13 protein-coding genes are annotated in these 16,079 nt (G+C 42.0%); 3 read left to right on the top strand and 10 right to left on the bottom strand.

Annotation, left to right across the window (positions count from 1 at the left end):
- Positions 1-76: 76 nt before the first annotated feature.
- Entirely contained in the window at positions 77-1,807 is a 1,731-nt protein-coding gene (locus ABJH64_RS01625; protein ID WP_348276765.1) for a phospho-sugar mutase, read from the bottom strand.
- Positions 1,808-2,010: 203 nt separating this feature from the next.
- On the opposite strand from ABJH64_RS01625, the gene ABJH64_RS01620 reads away from it, so the two are divergent.
- Complete coding sequence (locus ABJH64_RS01620) at positions 2,011-4,794, top strand: glycoside hydrolase family 2 TIM barrel-domain containing protein (protein WP_348276766.1); 2,784 nt, start codon at positions 2,011-2,013, stop codon at positions 4,792-4,794.
- 430 nt (positions 4,795-5,224) lie between these two features.
- Here ABJH64_RS01620 and ABJH64_RS01615 read toward each other — a convergent pair whose 3' ends face one another.
- From ABJH64_RS01615 to ABJH64_RS01575, 9 genes are all read right to left on the bottom strand, one after another.
- Entirely contained in the window at positions 5,225-6,229 is a 1,005-nt protein-coding gene (locus ABJH64_RS01615; protein ID WP_348276767.1) for a YihY/virulence factor BrkB family protein, read from the bottom strand.
- Entirely contained in the window at positions 6,229-7,185 is a 957-nt protein-coding gene (locus tag ABJH64_RS01610) for a mechanosensitive ion channel family protein (protein WP_348276768.1), read from the bottom strand. The genes ABJH64_RS01615 and ABJH64_RS01610 overlap by 1 nt, the downstream gene beginning before the upstream one ends.
- A gap of 77 nt (positions 7,186-7,262) precedes the next feature.
- The gene (locus tag ABJH64_RS01605) at positions 7,263-8,285 is read right to left on the bottom strand and encodes a DNA topoisomerase IB (protein WP_348276769.1); all 1,023 of its coding nucleotides are present in this window, start codon (positions 8,283-8,285) and stop codon (positions 7,263-7,265) included.
- A 62-nt stretch (positions 8,286-8,347) separates the two neighbouring features.
- The gene (locus tag ABJH64_RS01600) at positions 8,348-8,938 is read right to left on the bottom strand and encodes a hypothetical protein (protein WP_348276770.1); all 591 of its coding nucleotides are present in this window, start codon (positions 8,936-8,938) and stop codon (positions 8,348-8,350) included.
- A gap of 83 nt (positions 8,939-9,021) precedes the next feature.
- The gene (gene hppD, locus ABJH64_RS01595) at positions 9,022-10,116 is read right to left on the bottom strand and encodes a 4-hydroxyphenylpyruvate dioxygenase (RefSeq protein WP_348276771.1); all 1,095 of its coding nucleotides are present in this window, start codon (positions 10,114-10,116) and stop codon (positions 9,022-9,024) included.
- A 75-nt stretch (positions 10,117-10,191) separates the two neighbouring features.
- Positions 10,192-11,193: a 1-acyl-sn-glycerol-3-phosphate acyltransferase gene (locus ABJH64_RS01590; protein WP_348299195.1), complete on the bottom strand. Its 1,002-nt coding sequence runs from the start codon at positions 11,191-11,193 to the stop codon at positions 10,192-10,194.
- 33 nt (positions 11,194-11,226) lie between these two features.
- Positions 11,227-12,129, bottom strand: a complete 903-nt coding sequence (locus ABJH64_RS01585; protein WP_348276773.1) for a bile acid:sodium symporter family protein — start codon at positions 12,127-12,129, stop codon at positions 11,227-11,229.
- A complete protein-coding gene (locus ABJH64_RS01580) occupies positions 12,130-12,840 on the bottom strand; it encodes a DUF3307 domain-containing protein (protein ID WP_348276774.1) in 711 nt (236 codons plus the stop codon). It abuts the gene before it with no gap.
- The gene (locus ABJH64_RS01575) at positions 12,840-13,481 is read right to left on the bottom strand and encodes a hypothetical protein (RefSeq protein WP_348276775.1); all 642 of its coding nucleotides are present in this window, start codon (positions 13,479-13,481) and stop codon (positions 12,840-12,842) included. Before ABJH64_RS01575 ends, ABJH64_RS01580 begins: the two co-directional genes overlap by 1 nt.
- Positions 13,482-13,772: 291 nt before the next feature.
- Here ABJH64_RS01575 and ABJH64_RS01570 point away from each other — a divergent pair, with 291 nt between their 5' ends.
- Both ABJH64_RS01570 and ABJH64_RS01565 read left to right on the top strand, forming a co-directional pair.
- The gene (locus ABJH64_RS01570; RefSeq protein ID WP_348276776.1) at positions 13,773-15,143 is read left to right on the top strand and encodes a Gfo/Idh/MocA family oxidoreductase; all 1,371 of its coding nucleotides are present in this window, start codon (positions 13,773-13,775) and stop codon (positions 15,141-15,143) included.
- Between the two features lie 5 nt (positions 15,144-15,148).
- Positions 15,149-16,051 carry a sugar phosphate isomerase/epimerase family protein gene (locus ABJH64_RS01565; protein WP_348276777.1) on the top strand — a complete coding sequence of 301 codons (903 nt, stop codon included), beginning with the start codon at positions 15,149-15,151 and terminating at the stop codon, positions 16,049-16,051.
- Positions 16,052-16,079 lie beyond the last annotated feature (28 nt).

Below are 16,079 nucleotides of genomic sequence, written 5' to 3'. Positions count from 1 at the left end.
ACGTGAAAATTCAACGAAAAGAGAAAAGCAAAAAAGCACCGATTTCTCAGTGCTTTTACATTTTAGTGAATTTTTCTTAGCTGAAATATCGCTTCAATCCTTCTATTCTTTCGTCTAGCTCAGCTTCTACTTTTCGGTAATCAGCCAGGTTGGATAAGGGAGCGTTTACTGAAAAGTAATACTTTATTTTCGGTTCAGTTCCTGATGGTCTCGCTGAGATCTTGCTGCCATCGGCTAAATAAAACTGCATCACATTGGATTTGTCCATGTCTAGCTTTTCAGTTTTCCCTGACTTGACATGCTTGACAGTGCTTTCTTTGACATCCACTATTTTTTCCACTTCTATTCCATTCATTTCGGATGGAGGGCTTAGGCGGAAAGCATTCATCAAAGCCTGAATTTGCTCGGCTCCATCTTTGCCTTTTTTGGTGACAGAAATCAGCGATTCTTTATAGAATCCAAACTGACTGTAAATTTCAGCCAATACGTCAAAAACCGTTTTTCCCTGGGTTTTGTAATACGCGATCAATTCTGCGACCATTGCGCAGGCACTCACTCCGTCCTTGTCTCTGACAAAATCCCCAACCAAATAGCCATAGGATTCCTCACCTCCACCGATGAAGGTTTCCTTGCCTTCAAGGTCTTTAATGATCGCAGCGATGTTCTTGAAACCAGTCAATACCGAGAAGCATTTCACGCCAAATCCTTCACAGATCCTATCGATCAGTTCAGTGGTCACTATGGTATTTACCATGAATTGTTTGCCGTTCAATTTTCCGGCTTCTTTCCATTTGCTAAGCAAATAATAAGTCAATAGTGAGCCGGTTTGGTTGCCGTTCAACAACTCAAATTCACCTGAAGCATTTGGAACTGCTGCGGCATATCTATCTCCATCTGGATCGCAGGCAAGCACTAACTCAGCGCCTACTTCTTTTCCCAGCTTCAGGGAGAGCGTCAAAGCCTCAGCCTCTTCCGGATTTGGATAGACCACCGTAGGAAAATTCCCGTCAGGTTCAGCTTGCTCTTTTACGATATTCACATTTTCAAATCCAAAAGCTTCCAATGCAGCAGGAACCATTTTGCCGGAGGCTCCATGAATAGGAGAGAAGACAATCGGCATATTTTTCTGAGCTTGAATAGCATCCGGAGACAAGCTTAGACCCTTCACCAATGACAGGTAAATGGCATCGAAGTCTTCATCTATGTAGTGAAAAAGAGCATCGTTTTTGTCAAAATTCACCAGGTCAAACGACGTAATTTTTTTCACTTCATCGATGATGTTTTTGTCATGAGGAGCGACCACTTGTGCGCCATCATCCCAATATGCCTTGTAGCCATTGTACTCTTTTGGGTTGTGGGACGCCGTGATCATCACCCCACTTTTACAGTTGAAATGTCTCACGGCAAAGGAAAGCATGGGCGTGGGACGCATTTCTTTGAAATACAGGACATGAATGCCATTCGCTGTGAGCACATTGGCAGTAGTCGAGGCGAAAAGCGTATTGTTAATTCGGCTATCGTGAGTGATCGCCACGCGGATAGTCTCATCCGGGAAGCACTTCAGCAGGTAGTTTGCTAGCCCTTGCGTAGCCATACCGATCGTATAGACATTCATTCGATTGGTTCCTACGCCCATCAGACCACGAAGTCCTCCCGTTCCAAATTCCAGATCTTGATAAAAAGAGTCTATTAATTCAGTTGGATTTTGGTCTAGGAGTGTTCGGATTTGAATTTTGGAATCTTCATCGATATTTCCGTTCAGCCATGCGTCAGCTTTAGCTTTGATTTTAGGGTCTATGTTGGTCATGTTGTAAAAATTGTTTGAGTTCTAAGATATATAAAAACCCAAAATATGCCATCTGTTCGCTCATATGATGGGGAAGTTCTGTAGTATTTTTTTTGCTGGTTTTCGCTACTCTCTTTATAGAGATGGATTTGTAATTCAAACGACCGTTTTTTTAGCTGAAGGATTACTTTAATTTTGGCGAGTACTCCCGCATCAATGGCTTTATGAACATTTTCAGAATTTGGTTTTTGAGCCAATTTATCCTTCTAATTTTTACCTTTTCTATTGTTCATGCCCAATCTTCTACGGATTATCAGCGGGTTTATCTCAGCGGTAAAGATGCAGCGTCAGGCGTTTATTGGGATTTTAGGATTTCTGATGGGAGAAAAAAAGATGAGCAGACAAAGATTCTAGTGCCATCCAACTGGGAGCTACAGGGATTTGGTACGTTTAATTACGGGCATGATCACAAAAACCCTGACAGAAAAGTAGGAGATGAAGTGGGGTATTATTCACGTGCTTTTTTGGCTGAATCTTCTTGGAAAAGGAAGTCAATCCAGCTGGTTTTCGATGGGGTGATGACCGATACGGAAGTCAAAATAAACGGTCAGCTGGTAGGGCCTATCCACCAAGGAGGTTTTTATAGGTTCTCGTATGATATCTCAGAATACCTGGATTTTGGTTCAGAGAATATGCTTGAAGTAAAAGTCTCCAAACGCTCTGCCAATGAATCAGTTAATAAAGCAGAAAGGGAAGCTGATTTTTGGATTTTCGGTGGAATCTTTAGACCTGTTTTTTTAGAGATTTTACCTGAAAATCACTTCACCCGAATTGCGATTGATGCAAAAGCCAATGGAGAATTCCGAGCTTTGCTCACCTTGAACGAAGTGCCCAAATCTGCCGAAGTAGAAGTTCGCCTGAAAGATTTAGCCAATGGTAACACGGTGGGATCTTTCACCTCCGAAGTTCTTACTGACTCGGTATGGATGACTCATTTATTTTCCCAAATCAAAACCTGGAATCCTGAAAGTCCCACCCAGTACGAAGCTACTTTTTCCCTTAAGCAAAAAAGCAAGGTGCTGTATGCGAAAACTGAGAGAATTGGTTTTAGAACGGTTGAGTTGCGTCCCAAAAATGGCCTATACGTGAACGGTACGAAGGTTATATTGAAAGGTGTAAATCGACATTCCTTCTATCCGACTACTGGAAGGGCGCTCAGCGAAGCCAATCACCTCGAGGATATTTCGCTGATGAAGCAAATGAATATGAATGCGGTGCGCATGGCTCATTATAATCCTGATGAGCGATTTTTGGAGTTGGCAGATTCTTTAGGGCTTTTTGTACTGGATGAAGTTACGGGCTGGCAGGATGGATACGACACGATTATCGGTCCACAATTGATCCAAGAAACAATCCTAAAAGATGCAAATCACCCATCGGTGATCGCTTGGAATCATGGTAATGAGGGCGGTTGGAACTTCCAAAATGAAGTTGCTTTCCATCAGTTTGATATTCAAAAACGCCCGGTCATTTATCCTTGGCTGAATAGGAATGGTATAGATACTAAGCATTATCCTACCTACGATTCTCCAGAAGGAAGGCTGGACAAAAGTGGTGAGGTTTTCATGCCGACTGAGTTGCTTCATGGTTTGTATGATGGAGGCCTAGGGGCAGGCTTGGATGATTTCTGGCAAAAGTATCGACAAAATCCCCTGTTTGCCGGTGGTTTCCTGTGGGTTTTTGCTGATGAGGCAGTGAAGCGAGACGATAAAAATGGAATTCTGGATTCTGATGAGAATCATGGTCCTGATGGGATAGTAGGTCCTTTCCGAGAAAAAGAAGGGAGTTTTTATACGATAAAAGAGGTTTTTTCACCAATTCAGATCACTTCTTTTGATCCTTCGGATAATTTTGATGGTAAGGTCAGCTTGAGAAATGACTACCTTTTTTCAGACCTCAGTACTTCCTCGATCAAGTGGTCTCTCCATAAAATCAATTCCTGGGATAGCACAACTATGTTGTCTGCCGGGAGCATTACATTGCCTGCTGTTTTGCCTGGAGACTCCACCACGATAGATTTGAACCTTCCTGATGATTGGAGAAATGGGGATATTTTAACAATCAGGGCGATTGGCAAGGATGGTGAAGAACTTTATAGCTGGTCGGAAGCTATTAGAAAGGCTAGCATAGGTAATCCTCACTATTTTGAAGCCAGACCAGCACTGACTAATCAAGCGATTAAAGTCAGAGAATCTACCACTGATTTACATTTTACTGTTGGTCAGAAGCTTTTTGTATTTGGGAAACAGCTTGGCGAGCTTCAGTTGGTGAAAGTAGGCTCTCAGATTATAGATTTCAAACAAAATCAGGCTGAGTTAACTACTGCTGTGAAAAGCGTGAATTGGAAAAAATTACCAGACGGCTCAATTCAGATAAAATCCAACTTTGAAAGCTATCCCAACCTGATTACTTGGACGATTTTTACAAGTGGTGAGCTAATGATGGAAATTTCGGCTCCTGATTCTATTGCGGATTTGACAGGTATTGGATTTTCTTTTCCTTCAGAAAAAGTGAAAAGTGCAAAATGGATAGGGGATGGTCCTTACCGGGTATGGGGCAATAGGTTAAAGGGAGTCGAGTTTGGACTGTGGGAAAAGGAATACAATAACACGATAACGGGGTACAATTTTGAAAAGCTGAGCTATCCTGAATTCAAAGGGTTTCATGCAAATTTCCATGCACTTTTACTTCGCGCTGAAGGTGGAACAATCGAAGTCAGAACCGAAACACCTAACTTATTTTTGGGGCTTTTCAACCCGGAGTTTCCCCTCCAGTCAACACCTGGGGTAAAGGTCCCTATGCCGGCTTCAGAGTTGAGTTTTCTCTATCAGATTCCACCTATAAGCACTAAGTTTCATAAGGGGAAAGAAATGATGGCGATAGATAGGAATATGGATCAAAAAGGAAATGCTAGCAAAGCCTTGATTCTATGGTTTAGATTTGACTAAATAGGATTATTTCCAAATGTGAACGCCCTAACCGAAGTAATTCATATCACGAGATCAAATTTCAGTGAGGGATTAAAAAACCATTCGACCAAGATTCAATATTCTTTTAAATATAAAATTTATGGTTATCCGCTTTTCTACCAGTATGGTGGAATAAGCAATGTAGCAAATGTTAAACTTAAGAATTCAGGCCGCTTCGGTCTTCCAACCAGATAAGCAAGGAATATAGGGTGACTGGCATTATTGCGGATAATCATAATAAATTTTCTATCAGTACTAATCTGATTATCAGCTATTTCATGGGAAGGTACACGCGTTGTACGATACGTCAAGACTTCGGAATTGAGTTCCTTTCGGTTATCGGTATTCCTATCAGATCCGCAAAAAACCTAAGCCAATTCCTTATGTTTACATTTCATAAAGGCTAAAACTATTTTTCCAAATCTTCCTCCTCATCTTCCGGTAAGGGGTCCACTGGAGCTGGTTTATAATCACCTTGAAGAATTATTTCTTTTTTTTTTACTCTTGAATAATTCTTCTTAGGGATGATGCCGTATCCATATCGGATGGAAAATACCTTGGTGAATTCTGCTCCATAGAAAAATATCAAGCAAGAATACGATACCCAAAGCAATACTAAAATGATTGATCCGGCTGCTCCATAAGTAGAGCCAGGCTCAGCAGTAGAGAAATATATGCCTAGTAAATATTTGGATACAGAGAATAAAAGGGAGGTAAGAATAGCACCCACCCAAACTGATTTCCATTGGATTTTTGCATCAGGGAGGTACTTGAATATGAGTGCAAAAAGCGCAGCTATGACTCCAAAAGAGATAATAAAATCAACAAGGAATGCCACCACTACCACGAATTCTGGAAGTACGCTGTTTATAAAGTCACTGAAAAAAGACAAGAGTGCCGTGAGTACGAAGCTTATGAACAATAAAAAACCAAGAACCAACACAAATCCAAAACTCACCGCACGATCCAAAAACATCTGATACCATTTCACATCCTCATTTTGCTTCAATCCCCAAATGGTGTTGATACTGATTTTCAGATGAAAAAAAACACCTGAGGCACCGAAGATTAATACCCCAATACCAATGATCGAAGCGATCGTGGATTTGCCGCTGGTCTGAGTTTCTTCCACCATATTAGTGAGAAACTCTGCCGTCTCAGGTCCCATGGCGGAAGCTAACTCATTGTTTAACCTTCCTGTCACCATATCTACGCCCCAGATAGAACCCACCGTATTGATCACAATGACCAACAGGGCAGGTAGTGAGAGCACTGCATAGTAGGCTATCACTGCACTTAGCCTCCAAGGATCCGCATTGTTCCATTGCTTAAAACTCTCTACCAATAAACTTGGCAGGTGAGTCAGTTTGAATCGATTAGGGGTAATATTGCCCATAGTGTTATCTGTTTCCATTAGTTTTCAGAGGAAGAAGCTGAATTGGTTTCGGATGAATTTCTTAGCGCAGAGAGTTGGTTTTCGAGTTGAACGCCTCCTCTGATTCCAAAATCCAAGGTACGGATTGGGAATGGAATCATGATATCGTTTTTGTCAAATGCTTTTTTGAGAGAAATAATCGCTTCATTTCTAACTGCTATAAAGTCAAGGTGTGAGTTGGTGTAAGCACACCATACATTCAATGTGAAATTAATGGAGCTATCTCCGAACCCCGTCCAGAAAAGGGTAGGTTCTTCAGACTTCAATCTACTAGGTACATTTCTCGCTGCTTCCAGCGCTACTTTTTCTACTTTTTCGAGGTCATCTCCATAGCTTACTCCACATTCTATTTGTACTCTACGTTTTGCATATTCCGTGAAGTTGGTGAAGCTCTCTTGGAAAAGGTGTCTATTCGGTACATAGACTATAGGGCCATTGAAGGTCCTGATTTTGGTCACACGTAGATTTATGTGAGTGACGACCCCTTCATGTCCCTCGTGAGTATGAATGATGTCTCCAAGTTTATAAGGTTGTTTGAAGGTGATGTACACACCCGAAATAAAATTGGCGGCAGTGTCCTGAAAAGCAAAACCCAAGGCTAATCCAATAATTCCCAGTCCTGCCAAAATTGATGAAACAGTTTTGCTGAGATCCATCACCGATAGGGAAAGCATGATTCCCATGACGATGACAGCGATGAAGATCAACTGACTGAGAAATTGGCTGATGGTCTCACCTGTTCCGAGTTTTTGGATGTACTTGGCAGAAAACTTCCTGAGTATGCGAGCTATAGCTATTGTCCCTATGACTATAATGATGGCCAGTAAAAAGTTAGGTAAGTTGAGAATCAAAATGTCCAGCCATCCACTTAATTTCTCGGTCAGTTTGTCAAAAACTTCTTGGGCATCCAACCCGAAAATATCTGCTAATATCATATTACGTAGGTGTTATTAATTTTCTTGTGTACAGGATAAAGTCAAAAAAACATGCCAAAGACCGGTTTAATGTAAGCTTAGCTAAGTTTAGTACAGAGAATCCTCATGAGGGTAATCTCCTCCGGCTTATATCCTTCCTCAGAAAAGTCGGCTGGCAGACAGTCTTTCAATTGGGTAGGTTTGAGGCATTGAGACAGAATCTCTGGGTGCAAGTACGAGCTTTTGCAAACAGCCACCGTATGTCCCATCTGTTGAGCGACCAGTCTTATCAAGGTGGTTTCGGGTTTTTTTCGAGTTCCTTCACATTGTTCTGCTGCAGCTTTGGTTTGTTTGATGCACTCACAGTTTGCGCCCCAGGTTCTGAAAAATTTGGCCGTGTAATATTCCTCCTCAGAAGCATCCTCGCTGATGTAGTCGTTTAGCTCTGAGGAATCTACAGTGTACCATTTGTTATCTTCCTGGTAGCGAAACAGCTCATATCCGGGCAGTTGAGAGCAATCTTTGAGCAAGGAGGCCAAGCGCTTGTTTGTCAAAGAAAGGGATCTTTGCTGGCCACTTTTTCCCGTGTAGTTGATCAGTAGGTTTTTGCCTTCTTCTTTGAGGTGTTTTCTTCTCAAGGTGGTCAAACCGTGGGTTTGGTTGTTCTCGGTGTAATATTTACTCCCTACTCTTAGGTACAACTCGTCTAAGATGGCAGTAGCTAGCGCCAAAACTTTATTTTTATTCCAAGTTTTCTGTCTTAGGTCTTTCTGATACCGAGCTCGCAGCTTGGGTAAATAAAACCCAAAATTGAGCAACTCCTCATATTTGATTTTCTGTGCGTATTCAGACCATTTCTCGTGGTAGAGGTACTGTTTTCTGCCTTTCTCATCAACTCCTGTGGCTTGTAGATAGCTATTTTTCTTAGGACTGATCCACACATTTTTCCAGGCCGGCGGAATCACCAACTCATCGATTCGGGCTAGATGCGATTGGTCTTCTAGCTTCTGCTGATTTAAATCTAAAAAAGTAAAACCTCGACCACGCTTTTTTCTACGTATTCCAGGCTGAGTGTCTCGGATATATACCAAGCCTTTTGGCAAATCTGCTGCTGTGACCATGTGTAAGGGATGTTAGGGGATTTACCAGCATCATTACAAGTCTCATGCAATTCTTTCGTGAGCTATTTCAGACTGTGCTTTCCAAGTAGTTGGGATGATCCTACACCTAGCCTTCGCATGATAAGTGTAGCGTCCTTTTGGGTGAGGTTGGATTCTTTGACTTTGTCTTTTTCAAAAATCACCACATTGCCTTCCCAGGTGTTGGGAGCTGAAGGGACAAAAACCACAATGTCGCTATTGGGAAGTGTATCTACCTTGAAGCCTATCATCCAGCCGTCTATGGGTACCATTACGACGGGGAACTCCTTGTCACTTTTCAGCCCAGCAGAATCCTGGAGCGTGTTTTTCATGAGTTGATAGCCAGGAAAAAGACTCAATACATGGTCTTCGATCCATTCCAACATAAACTTGCCAGCTCCTAATTTTGCAATAACTCCAGCAATGAAACAAAAAATCAGAATGATGCAAATAGCGATCAGGTAGGGCACATCAAATACAGAAGACTCCAAATTCAGACTAGCACTTATCTTAGTGGCTACTGGATTTAAAATGTGAATGATTTTCTCAAGAAAAATAAGGATGAGTACTAAAGGGAAAAGGAGGAAAATTCCGCCTTTGATGGTATTACTTATGATGGAGAAGATCGTTTTCATGGTCCTAGGGGTTGAAGAAAATAGGTTGTTTCTCCCTGAAATATAAAACGAAAAAGCCGACTATTGCTAGCCGGCTCTGGTTCTTATAGATTCCCTCTCAATTCTTGTTCTCGTTCTATAGCCTCAAACAAGGCTTTGAAATTGCCTTTTCCAAACGATTTGGCACCTTTTCTCTGAATGATTTCAAAGAAAAGAGTAGGTCTATCTTGGACAGGCTTGGTAAAAATCTGTAATAAATATCCTTCGTCATCCCGATCCACTAGGATGTTAAGATCTTTCAATGGCTGCAAATCCTCATCTATTTTCCCTACACGATCTAGCAAATCATCATAGTAGGAGGACGGTACCTCTAGGAATTCCACACCTCTTCTTCGGAGTTCAGACACTGTTTCGATAATATCGTCAGTAGCGATAGCCATATGCTGCACTCCAGGACCACGATAGAAATCCAAGTATTCTTCGATCTGCGACTTCTTCTTGCCTGCCGCTGGCTCATTGATTGGGAATTTGATGTAGCCATTGCCATTAGAAACAACTTTGGACATCAGTGCTGAGTATTCTGTAGAAATATCCTCGTCGTCAAAAGTCATCAATAACTTGAAGCCCATCACCGATTCGTAGAAATCCACCCAGCGATTCATCTCGCCTAGCTCTACATTGCCTACGCAGTGGTCTATGTATTTCAATCCTATAGGCTTTGAGGTATAAGTGCTTTTGCGTGGTTTGTAGCCAGGAAGGAATATGCCATTATAGTTTTTGCGCTCTACAAAAGTGTGAATAGTCTCCCCGTAAGTTTGGATAGAAGCTACTTTTACCGTCCCAAACTCATCAGAAATCGTCTGCGGTTCGGAGGAAGAGACCGCTCCACGCGAGGTAGTTTCGTACCAGGATTTTTCTACATCATCTACCCATAGTGCGAGCACTTTCACGCCATCACCATGTTTTTTGATATGCTCGGCGATTGGCCCTTCGGGAAAAATAGGAGTAGTAAGCACCAATCTGATCTTATCCTGCTTCAGGACATAGGAAGCCTTATCCTTGATGCCAGTTTCTGGCCCTGCATAAGCAATCAGTTCATAACCAAAAGCATATTGATAATAGAGAGCAGATTGTTTGGCGTTGCCGACGTACATCTCGATGTAGTCAGTTCCATTGATCGGGAGAAAGTCTTGACTCATAGTTATATTAATTTTGGGTTATTCAGTAGCTCAAAGCTACAAAATAACCCAAAGAATATTTGGTAATGAACTGCTTTATTCCTGAGGGTTAGTGTTCGCAATGAGCGTGATCCATGCCATGATCAGAAAAGCCAAAGCCCAAGTGCCTAGGACTGTATTCATAGCTAGCCAAATGAGCAGAAAGTAATATAAAGGAGCTAACGCAAAGCCTATTAAGAATTTCCAGGTGGATGAAAAGACAGGATCTTTGACACTTGATTTCTTCCAAAGCCACAGAAAATACAAGGGGAAATGGAAGATTTTCATCAGTTTATTGAACAAACCCGAAGTCTCTGTCACTGGATTTGGAACTTGACCCGTTTCTAGAAAAAGCTGGACTTCAGCTCTACAGGTGAGGTCAACGTCGTTTTCTATTAAGCGAGCCAAATCTTGTTCGTAGGTTTCGTCGGGGATTTCCACCACCAATTCTTTCACGGCACGCTCCACCGATTTGGTGAGCAAGCCGGATTTGCTAGAAGGCATATCCACGGGAATGACTTTGCCGAAGGTCAGCCTAGCTCTACTTCCCGAGCGCATGTGGGCTGAGTAATCTAACGCCACAGGCAGAATAACTGGCTCCGTTTCTGGATATTTTTCTTTCAGACCAAATGCCATACGCGTAAATCCCTTGCTCAGCGGTCGGAGGTTTCTGATGAGACTATGAGAACCTTCTGCAAAAATAATTACCGTTCCATTCTCTTTTAGAATCTCGTAGGTTTTGTCGAAGATTTGCTGGTTTTGCTGAATCGTAGAAAATCCATCCCTAACCCGATAAACAGGAAGCATCCTGATGTAATCGAGTGCTTTGGCTGCTAAGGATTTTTTGAAAACTGAAGCTCGGGTCAGAAAGTGTGGGTTCAGTTTGGTATGGGTCGCTAGCAGTAGCGGGTCTATTAGCGCATTTTGGTGATTTGCTACTAGAATAACCGGGGTGTTTTTTGGGATGTTTTCTTTCCCATCCACTATAATTCTCTTGAAATATCCTTTCAGTGCTATTTTCACCAACAGCCTCAGGATATAATTAAATAGGTATTTCATTCAATAATGCGCATTTCTAAAATGCAGTTTTGTTCAGACTTTTGATTTCCAGAGAATTGCGATAGTCATACCTGAGATCAAATGCCAGATACCCCACCAAGCCGTAATAATAGCCATTCCGCCTAGGTCATCAAAGTAAGTGAAAATCAAAACCAGCCCCAAACCTGAATTTTGAATTCCTGTTTCGATAGTCATCGTTTTCACATCGGGTAATGGTAGCTTGAAAAATTTGCCGGTGAGAAAACCAGCGCTCAGAGCCACAAAATTATGGGCTAGAACCCAAAGGAAAATCAGGGAAATGTACTTGGTGAATAAATTGAAATTACCTGCAAAAGCGATCACTACGAAAGCGGCGAAAATCAGAATACTTAGGGGCTTAAGAACCCTTGACGCTTTTTCGGCAAACTTAGGAGCATACTTGTGTGTAAGAATTCCGAGAATCAATGGTATGCCCAGAATTAGTGCTATCGTGATAAACGTATCAGCATAATCCAGACTTATTTCTCTTAACAAATTAGAGGTGGGGGCATAGAGTCCCGCCCACAAAGCAAAATTCAATGGCGTACTCACGATGGAAATGATACTGGAAAAGCCAGTCAGGCTGACTGAAAGTGCCGTATTTCCTTTTGCCAAGCTAGTGAGGAAATTAGATACATTTCCTCCAGGACATGCGGCGACGAGGAACATTCCAAGTGCTACCGATGGAGGCGGCTTCATGATCAGTACCAGGCACCACGTGAGAAACGGTAGAAGCAGGAATTGAGAAAATACCCCAAGGAAGAATCCTTTGGGGTTTTTTGCCAGGTATTTGAAATCCTCAAATCTTAGATCCAGCGCCACTCCATACATTATCAGTGCCAGGGCGAGATTGAGAAGCAGTAAATCGCTGGAAGAAAAATTGAGTTGGATAGAATCCAGTTCGGTGTTTGGGTTCATTTATTTTGCAATAGATAAAAAGATTAGACCTGCGATCATCGCAGTACCAAAACTGAGTAATGTTCCAATCAGAATGTACTCAGTAAGTTTTCGTTCTTTAGATTTTTTTAAATCTCCAAATCTAAAGACGGATTTGGCTGCCAATAAGAAGCCTACAGCTTCCCAATTACCAGTGACGATGAAGGTAAAAACGAAAAGACGCTCCAATATTCCTATGTATTTGCCCGCATCTTGTAGGGATTGATCAGGCTGGGAAGGAATGGAGTCGGCCCACTTCCTCAGTAGATTGGATAGTATGATCGAAGTAGGCTGTGTAAGGAAAAGCACCAAGGTGATCAGTCCAAGTACGGTAGGATCGTCCACTATTGACTGCCAATCGATAGAAGCTTTTGTGAATCCTATCCAAATGATCAGAATACTGAGCAGATGCAAACCTTGATCAGCTATAAACCAAGTCGTCTTTGTTTTAGACTTCTGAGTGTAAAGTTTCATTAGATCAATTGCCAAATGTGTCAGGGCGATGGCAACTGCTATTGGCCATTGTTCAATATCCCAAAGAAGTAAAAGTACCAGCAAGCCATGGATTAAAACATGGATGTACAGTTTAGGTGAGGCTGCTTTTCGGTTTTCCTTTTCCTTCACCCATGAAGTAGGCTGTAGGAGAAAATCACCTATTAAATGAGCCAGTATCAGTTTGATCAAGATGAGCATTAGAGTAATTGGCTAAGTTTCTTTCTGAATAACTTTTCCATAGCTAAGATATCCTCACCATTTGCGGTTTTGTAGCGCTTACTTACTGAGTTTTGGTTGATGTGAAGTACTTCTCCGATTTCTGCCTGCTTACGATCTGGATTGGCAAATATTTCAGACATCAATTCGCCCGACGAGATTGACCAACTGTCCATTTGTATTCCAGCTAACTTCAGGTAGAGGTTCATCTCATCGTTCCATTCCATCCAGGGAGAGTTAATTGCAAGCGTGATCATTTCGCCTTTTAGCTGCTCAAATTTCTCCCCTGAGCGAACGAATGCATCCCCGTTGCTTTCGGAGATTCTCTCAGCATCATAAGTTTTAGTGCCAATTCCAATTGCCATTCTTACATCCACTGGAGAGCTTCTTTTATTCTCATCAGGATAGGGAAGGCTTTTTATGAGTGCCTTTATTTGTAAGGCTGCAAGCAAACTTTCCCTTGGATCTGATATTTCCAGTTGGAAGCTGTCACCCCGGAATATTTCCCATTGCTTTGGAGTTTCTCCCCATCTACTCAGCAATTTCTTAAATGGATCGATCCATAGGTTCTGATCTTTCAGCTCCCGTGAATTGATGATGTCTCCTGTAAGTAATGCAATCATGCTTCAAATATCACCGTAAATGGTGATATATCCAAATATCACCGTAAATGGTGATATGTTGAATTATCACCATAACTAGTGATAAAGTGATTAAGCTTCTCGCGTGATGGCATTGAGCTAAACGAAATCGTTTGCACATCTAATTGACTCATCCAAATAATTAGTATTGGTTAGTAGGATGAGAATGTTTAGATTAAAAATTCCTAACTGAAATTATGTTTAATGATCATTTTGGCAAATATTCAGTTGGAAAACAAGAGATAACAATAAAACCTATAACCTTAATTTAAAATGGAAAAAAGAAGAGAATTCATTAAGAAAAGTCTCTTGGGTACTGCCGGAATTGCCATGGCGGGCATGAGTATGAGCGCCAGATCATATGCTTCCATTATCGGAGCTAATGAGCGAATAAATCTCGCAGTTGTCGGCATTCGAGGTCAAGGAAGCAACCACATCAATCAATGGTGCGCATTGAAGGACAATAGAAATGTAAGATTAAAAACGCTTTGTGATGCTGATGAGCAGTATTTTGAAGAAAAGTCAAAAGTTGTGATTGAGAAAACTGGCATTACTCCAGTAACTGAATGGGACATCCGGAAAGTCCTTGAAGATAAAGAAATCGATGCGCTATCTATGGCTATTCCCAATCATTGGCACGCGTTGGCTACGATTTGGGCATGCCAGGCTGGCAAGCATGTATATATAGAAAAGCCTGCTAGTCACAATGTCTGGGAAGGCAGAAAAATGGTAGAAGCCGCTAGGAAGTACGATAGAAGAGTGCAGGTAGGTTTTCAAAACCGATCTATTGCCAATGTAATGGAAGCGATGGAATTCCTGCATAGCGGCGGAATAGGTGATATTTACATGGCTCGTGGCACCTGCTATAAGCCTAGAGACTCCTTCGGAAAAGTGCCGGATAGCACTCCGCCAGCTTCCTTGCATTACGATTATTGGAGAGGTCCGGCACCGATGATTCCTTACAATGAAAAGAAAGTACATTACAACTGGCATTGGCATTGGGACACTGGAAATGGCGATACGGGAAATCAAGGTCCGCATCAGTTTGATGTAGCTAGATGGGGGATGAACAAGAACGAACATCCGATTTCAGTTTATTCTGCTGGAGGAATCTATGGAATAGATCTCAACGAATGCTCCCAGGAGACTCCAAACACACAAACTTCCACTTTCAAATATGCAGATGGAACTATGCTGGAATTCGAAACTCGCGGAAGATATACCAATGGTGAATCAAGTTTGGATATTCATATCGGCAATGTTTTTTTTGGAACCGATGGATACCTGGAACTCAAAGGCGGCACTTGGAAAGCTTTTCGCCAGAAAGAACAAGAGCCTTTTGCCCAGTCTAAAAAAGAAACTGCTCTAGCCCCAAGCAGTCAAGTCTTAGCCGCTCCAGGCGGAGCCGAACACTACGCTAACTTCCTCGACGCGATCCGCGCTGGCAATGATCAGGCGCTTCACTGCGACATAGAAGAAGGGTTTAAATCTTCTGTTTTGCCTTTGATAGCCAATGTGTCGTACCTCACCGGACGTGAATTGAGATTTGACGGTAGCACGGAGACTTTTGTCAAAGATAAAGAAGCAAACAAAATGCTCACGAGAGATTACCGCGATCCATATACTGTTCCATCCAAAGTCTAACTTTTATGAACTTAAAACAATCGAATGCCAATCAGCTGATCTCTACTTCACGAAGAGAATTTATGCTGAAAAGTGCAGCTGCAGGATTGAGCCTTGCAGCTATGCAATTTCCCTTAGATGCTTTTTCCAAAACTAAGTCAGGGATGAAATTCGGCTTGGTCACTTATCAATGGGGTAAGGACTGGGACTTGCCTACTTTGATAGCAAACTGTGAAAAGGCAGGAGTACTAGGAGTGGAGCTACGAACGGAGCATGCACATGGAGTGGAGACGAGTTTGACAGCGGCTGAAAGAGTCGAAGTGAAAAAGCGTTTTGAGGATAGCAAAGTCACCTGCTTAGGTTACGGAAGTAATTTTGAATACCATAGTCCAGATCCCGCCGTAGTTCGCAAAAACATAGAAGGGACGAAAGAATACATAAAGCTGTGCCAGGATATTGGCGCAACTGGAATCAAGGTAAAGCCAAATAATCTACCGGCAGATGTACCCAAGGAGAAAACCATCTCACAGATCGCAGCTTCTTTCAATGAGGTGGGAAAATTTGCTGCGGAACATGGACAACTGGTGCGGGTGGAGGTTCATGGGAAATTGACACAAGAACTTCCAAACATGAAGGCGATTTTCGAGCAGGTCACTGAACCTGCTGTGAAAATATGCTGGAATTGCAACGCGGAGGATCTCTTGGCGCCAGGATTGGAAGCTAACTTTAATTCAGTGAAAAAATGGTTTGGTGATACCGTTCATGTACGAGAATTCAATGAAGGAGATTATCCTTATCCAGAGCTGTTCAAGCTTTTCAAAGGGATAAAATACGATGGATGGATTCTGATGGAAGCTAGAACAGAGCCAGCAGATCGGGTAGCTGCTTTGAAAGAACAACTAGCACTATTCAATCAATTGACAAAGTAAAAAATCAGGATTCTCAAAGGTTATTTCG

This window comes from Algoriphagus sp. (assembly GCF_039969895.1).
Taxonomy (GTDB): domain Bacteria; phylum Bacteroidota; class Bacteroidia; order Cytophagales; family Cyclobacteriaceae; genus Algoriphagus.
Note: the sequence above shows the minus strand (reverse complement) of the source record. Positions and strands in the feature narration are given on the sequence as shown.

Bases quoted from the DNA above. Each gene is read 5' to 3' on its own strand.
- ABJH64_RS01615 (WP_348276767.1), bottom strand. From the start codon at position 6,229: ATGGAAACAGATAACACTATGGGCAATATTACCCCTAATCGATTCAAA.
- ABJH64_RS01565 (WP_348276777.1), top strand. From the start codon at position 15,149: ATGAACTTAAAACAATCGAATGCCAATCAGCTGATCTCTACTTCACGA.
- ABJH64_RS01605 (WP_348276769.1), bottom strand. From the start codon at position 8,285: ATGGTCACAGCAGCAGATTTGCCAAAAGGCTTGGTATATATCCGAGAC.
- ABJH64_RS01570 (WP_348276776.1), top strand. From the start codon at position 13,773: ATGGAAAAAAGAAGAGAATTCATTAAGAAAAGTCTCTTGGGTACTGCC.
- hppD (WP_348276771.1), bottom strand. From the start codon at position 10,116: ATGAGTCAAGACTTTCTCCCGATCAATGGAACTGACTACATCGAGATG.
- ABJH64_RS01590 (WP_348299195.1), bottom strand. From the start codon at position 11,193: ATGAAATACCTATTTAATTATATCCTGAGGCTGTTGGTGAAAATAGCA.
- ABJH64_RS01585 (WP_348276773.1), bottom strand. From the start codon at position 12,129: ATGAACCCAAACACCGAACTGGATTCTATCCAACTCAATTTTTCTTCC.
- ABJH64_RS01575 (WP_348276775.1), bottom strand. From the start codon at position 13,481: ATGATTGCATTACTTACAGGAGACATCATCAATTCACGGGAGCTGAAA.
- ABJH64_RS01580 (WP_348276774.1), bottom strand. From the start codon at position 12,840: ATGCTCATCTTGATCAAACTGATACTGGCTCATTTAATAGGTGATTTT.
- ABJH64_RS01620 (WP_348276766.1), top strand. From the start codon at position 2,011: ATGAACATTTTCAGAATTTGGTTTTTGAGCCAATTTATCCTTCTAATT.
- ABJH64_RS01600 (WP_348276770.1), bottom strand. From the start codon at position 8,938: ATGAAAACGATCTTCTCCATCATAAGTAATACCATCAAAGGCGGAATT.
- ABJH64_RS01610 (WP_348276768.1), bottom strand. From the start codon at position 7,185: ATGATATTAGCAGATATTTTCGGGTTGGATGCCCAAGAAGTTTTTGAC.
- ABJH64_RS01625 (WP_348276765.1), bottom strand. From the start codon at position 1,807: ATGACCAACATAGACCCTAAAATCAAAGCTAAAGCTGACGCATGGCTG.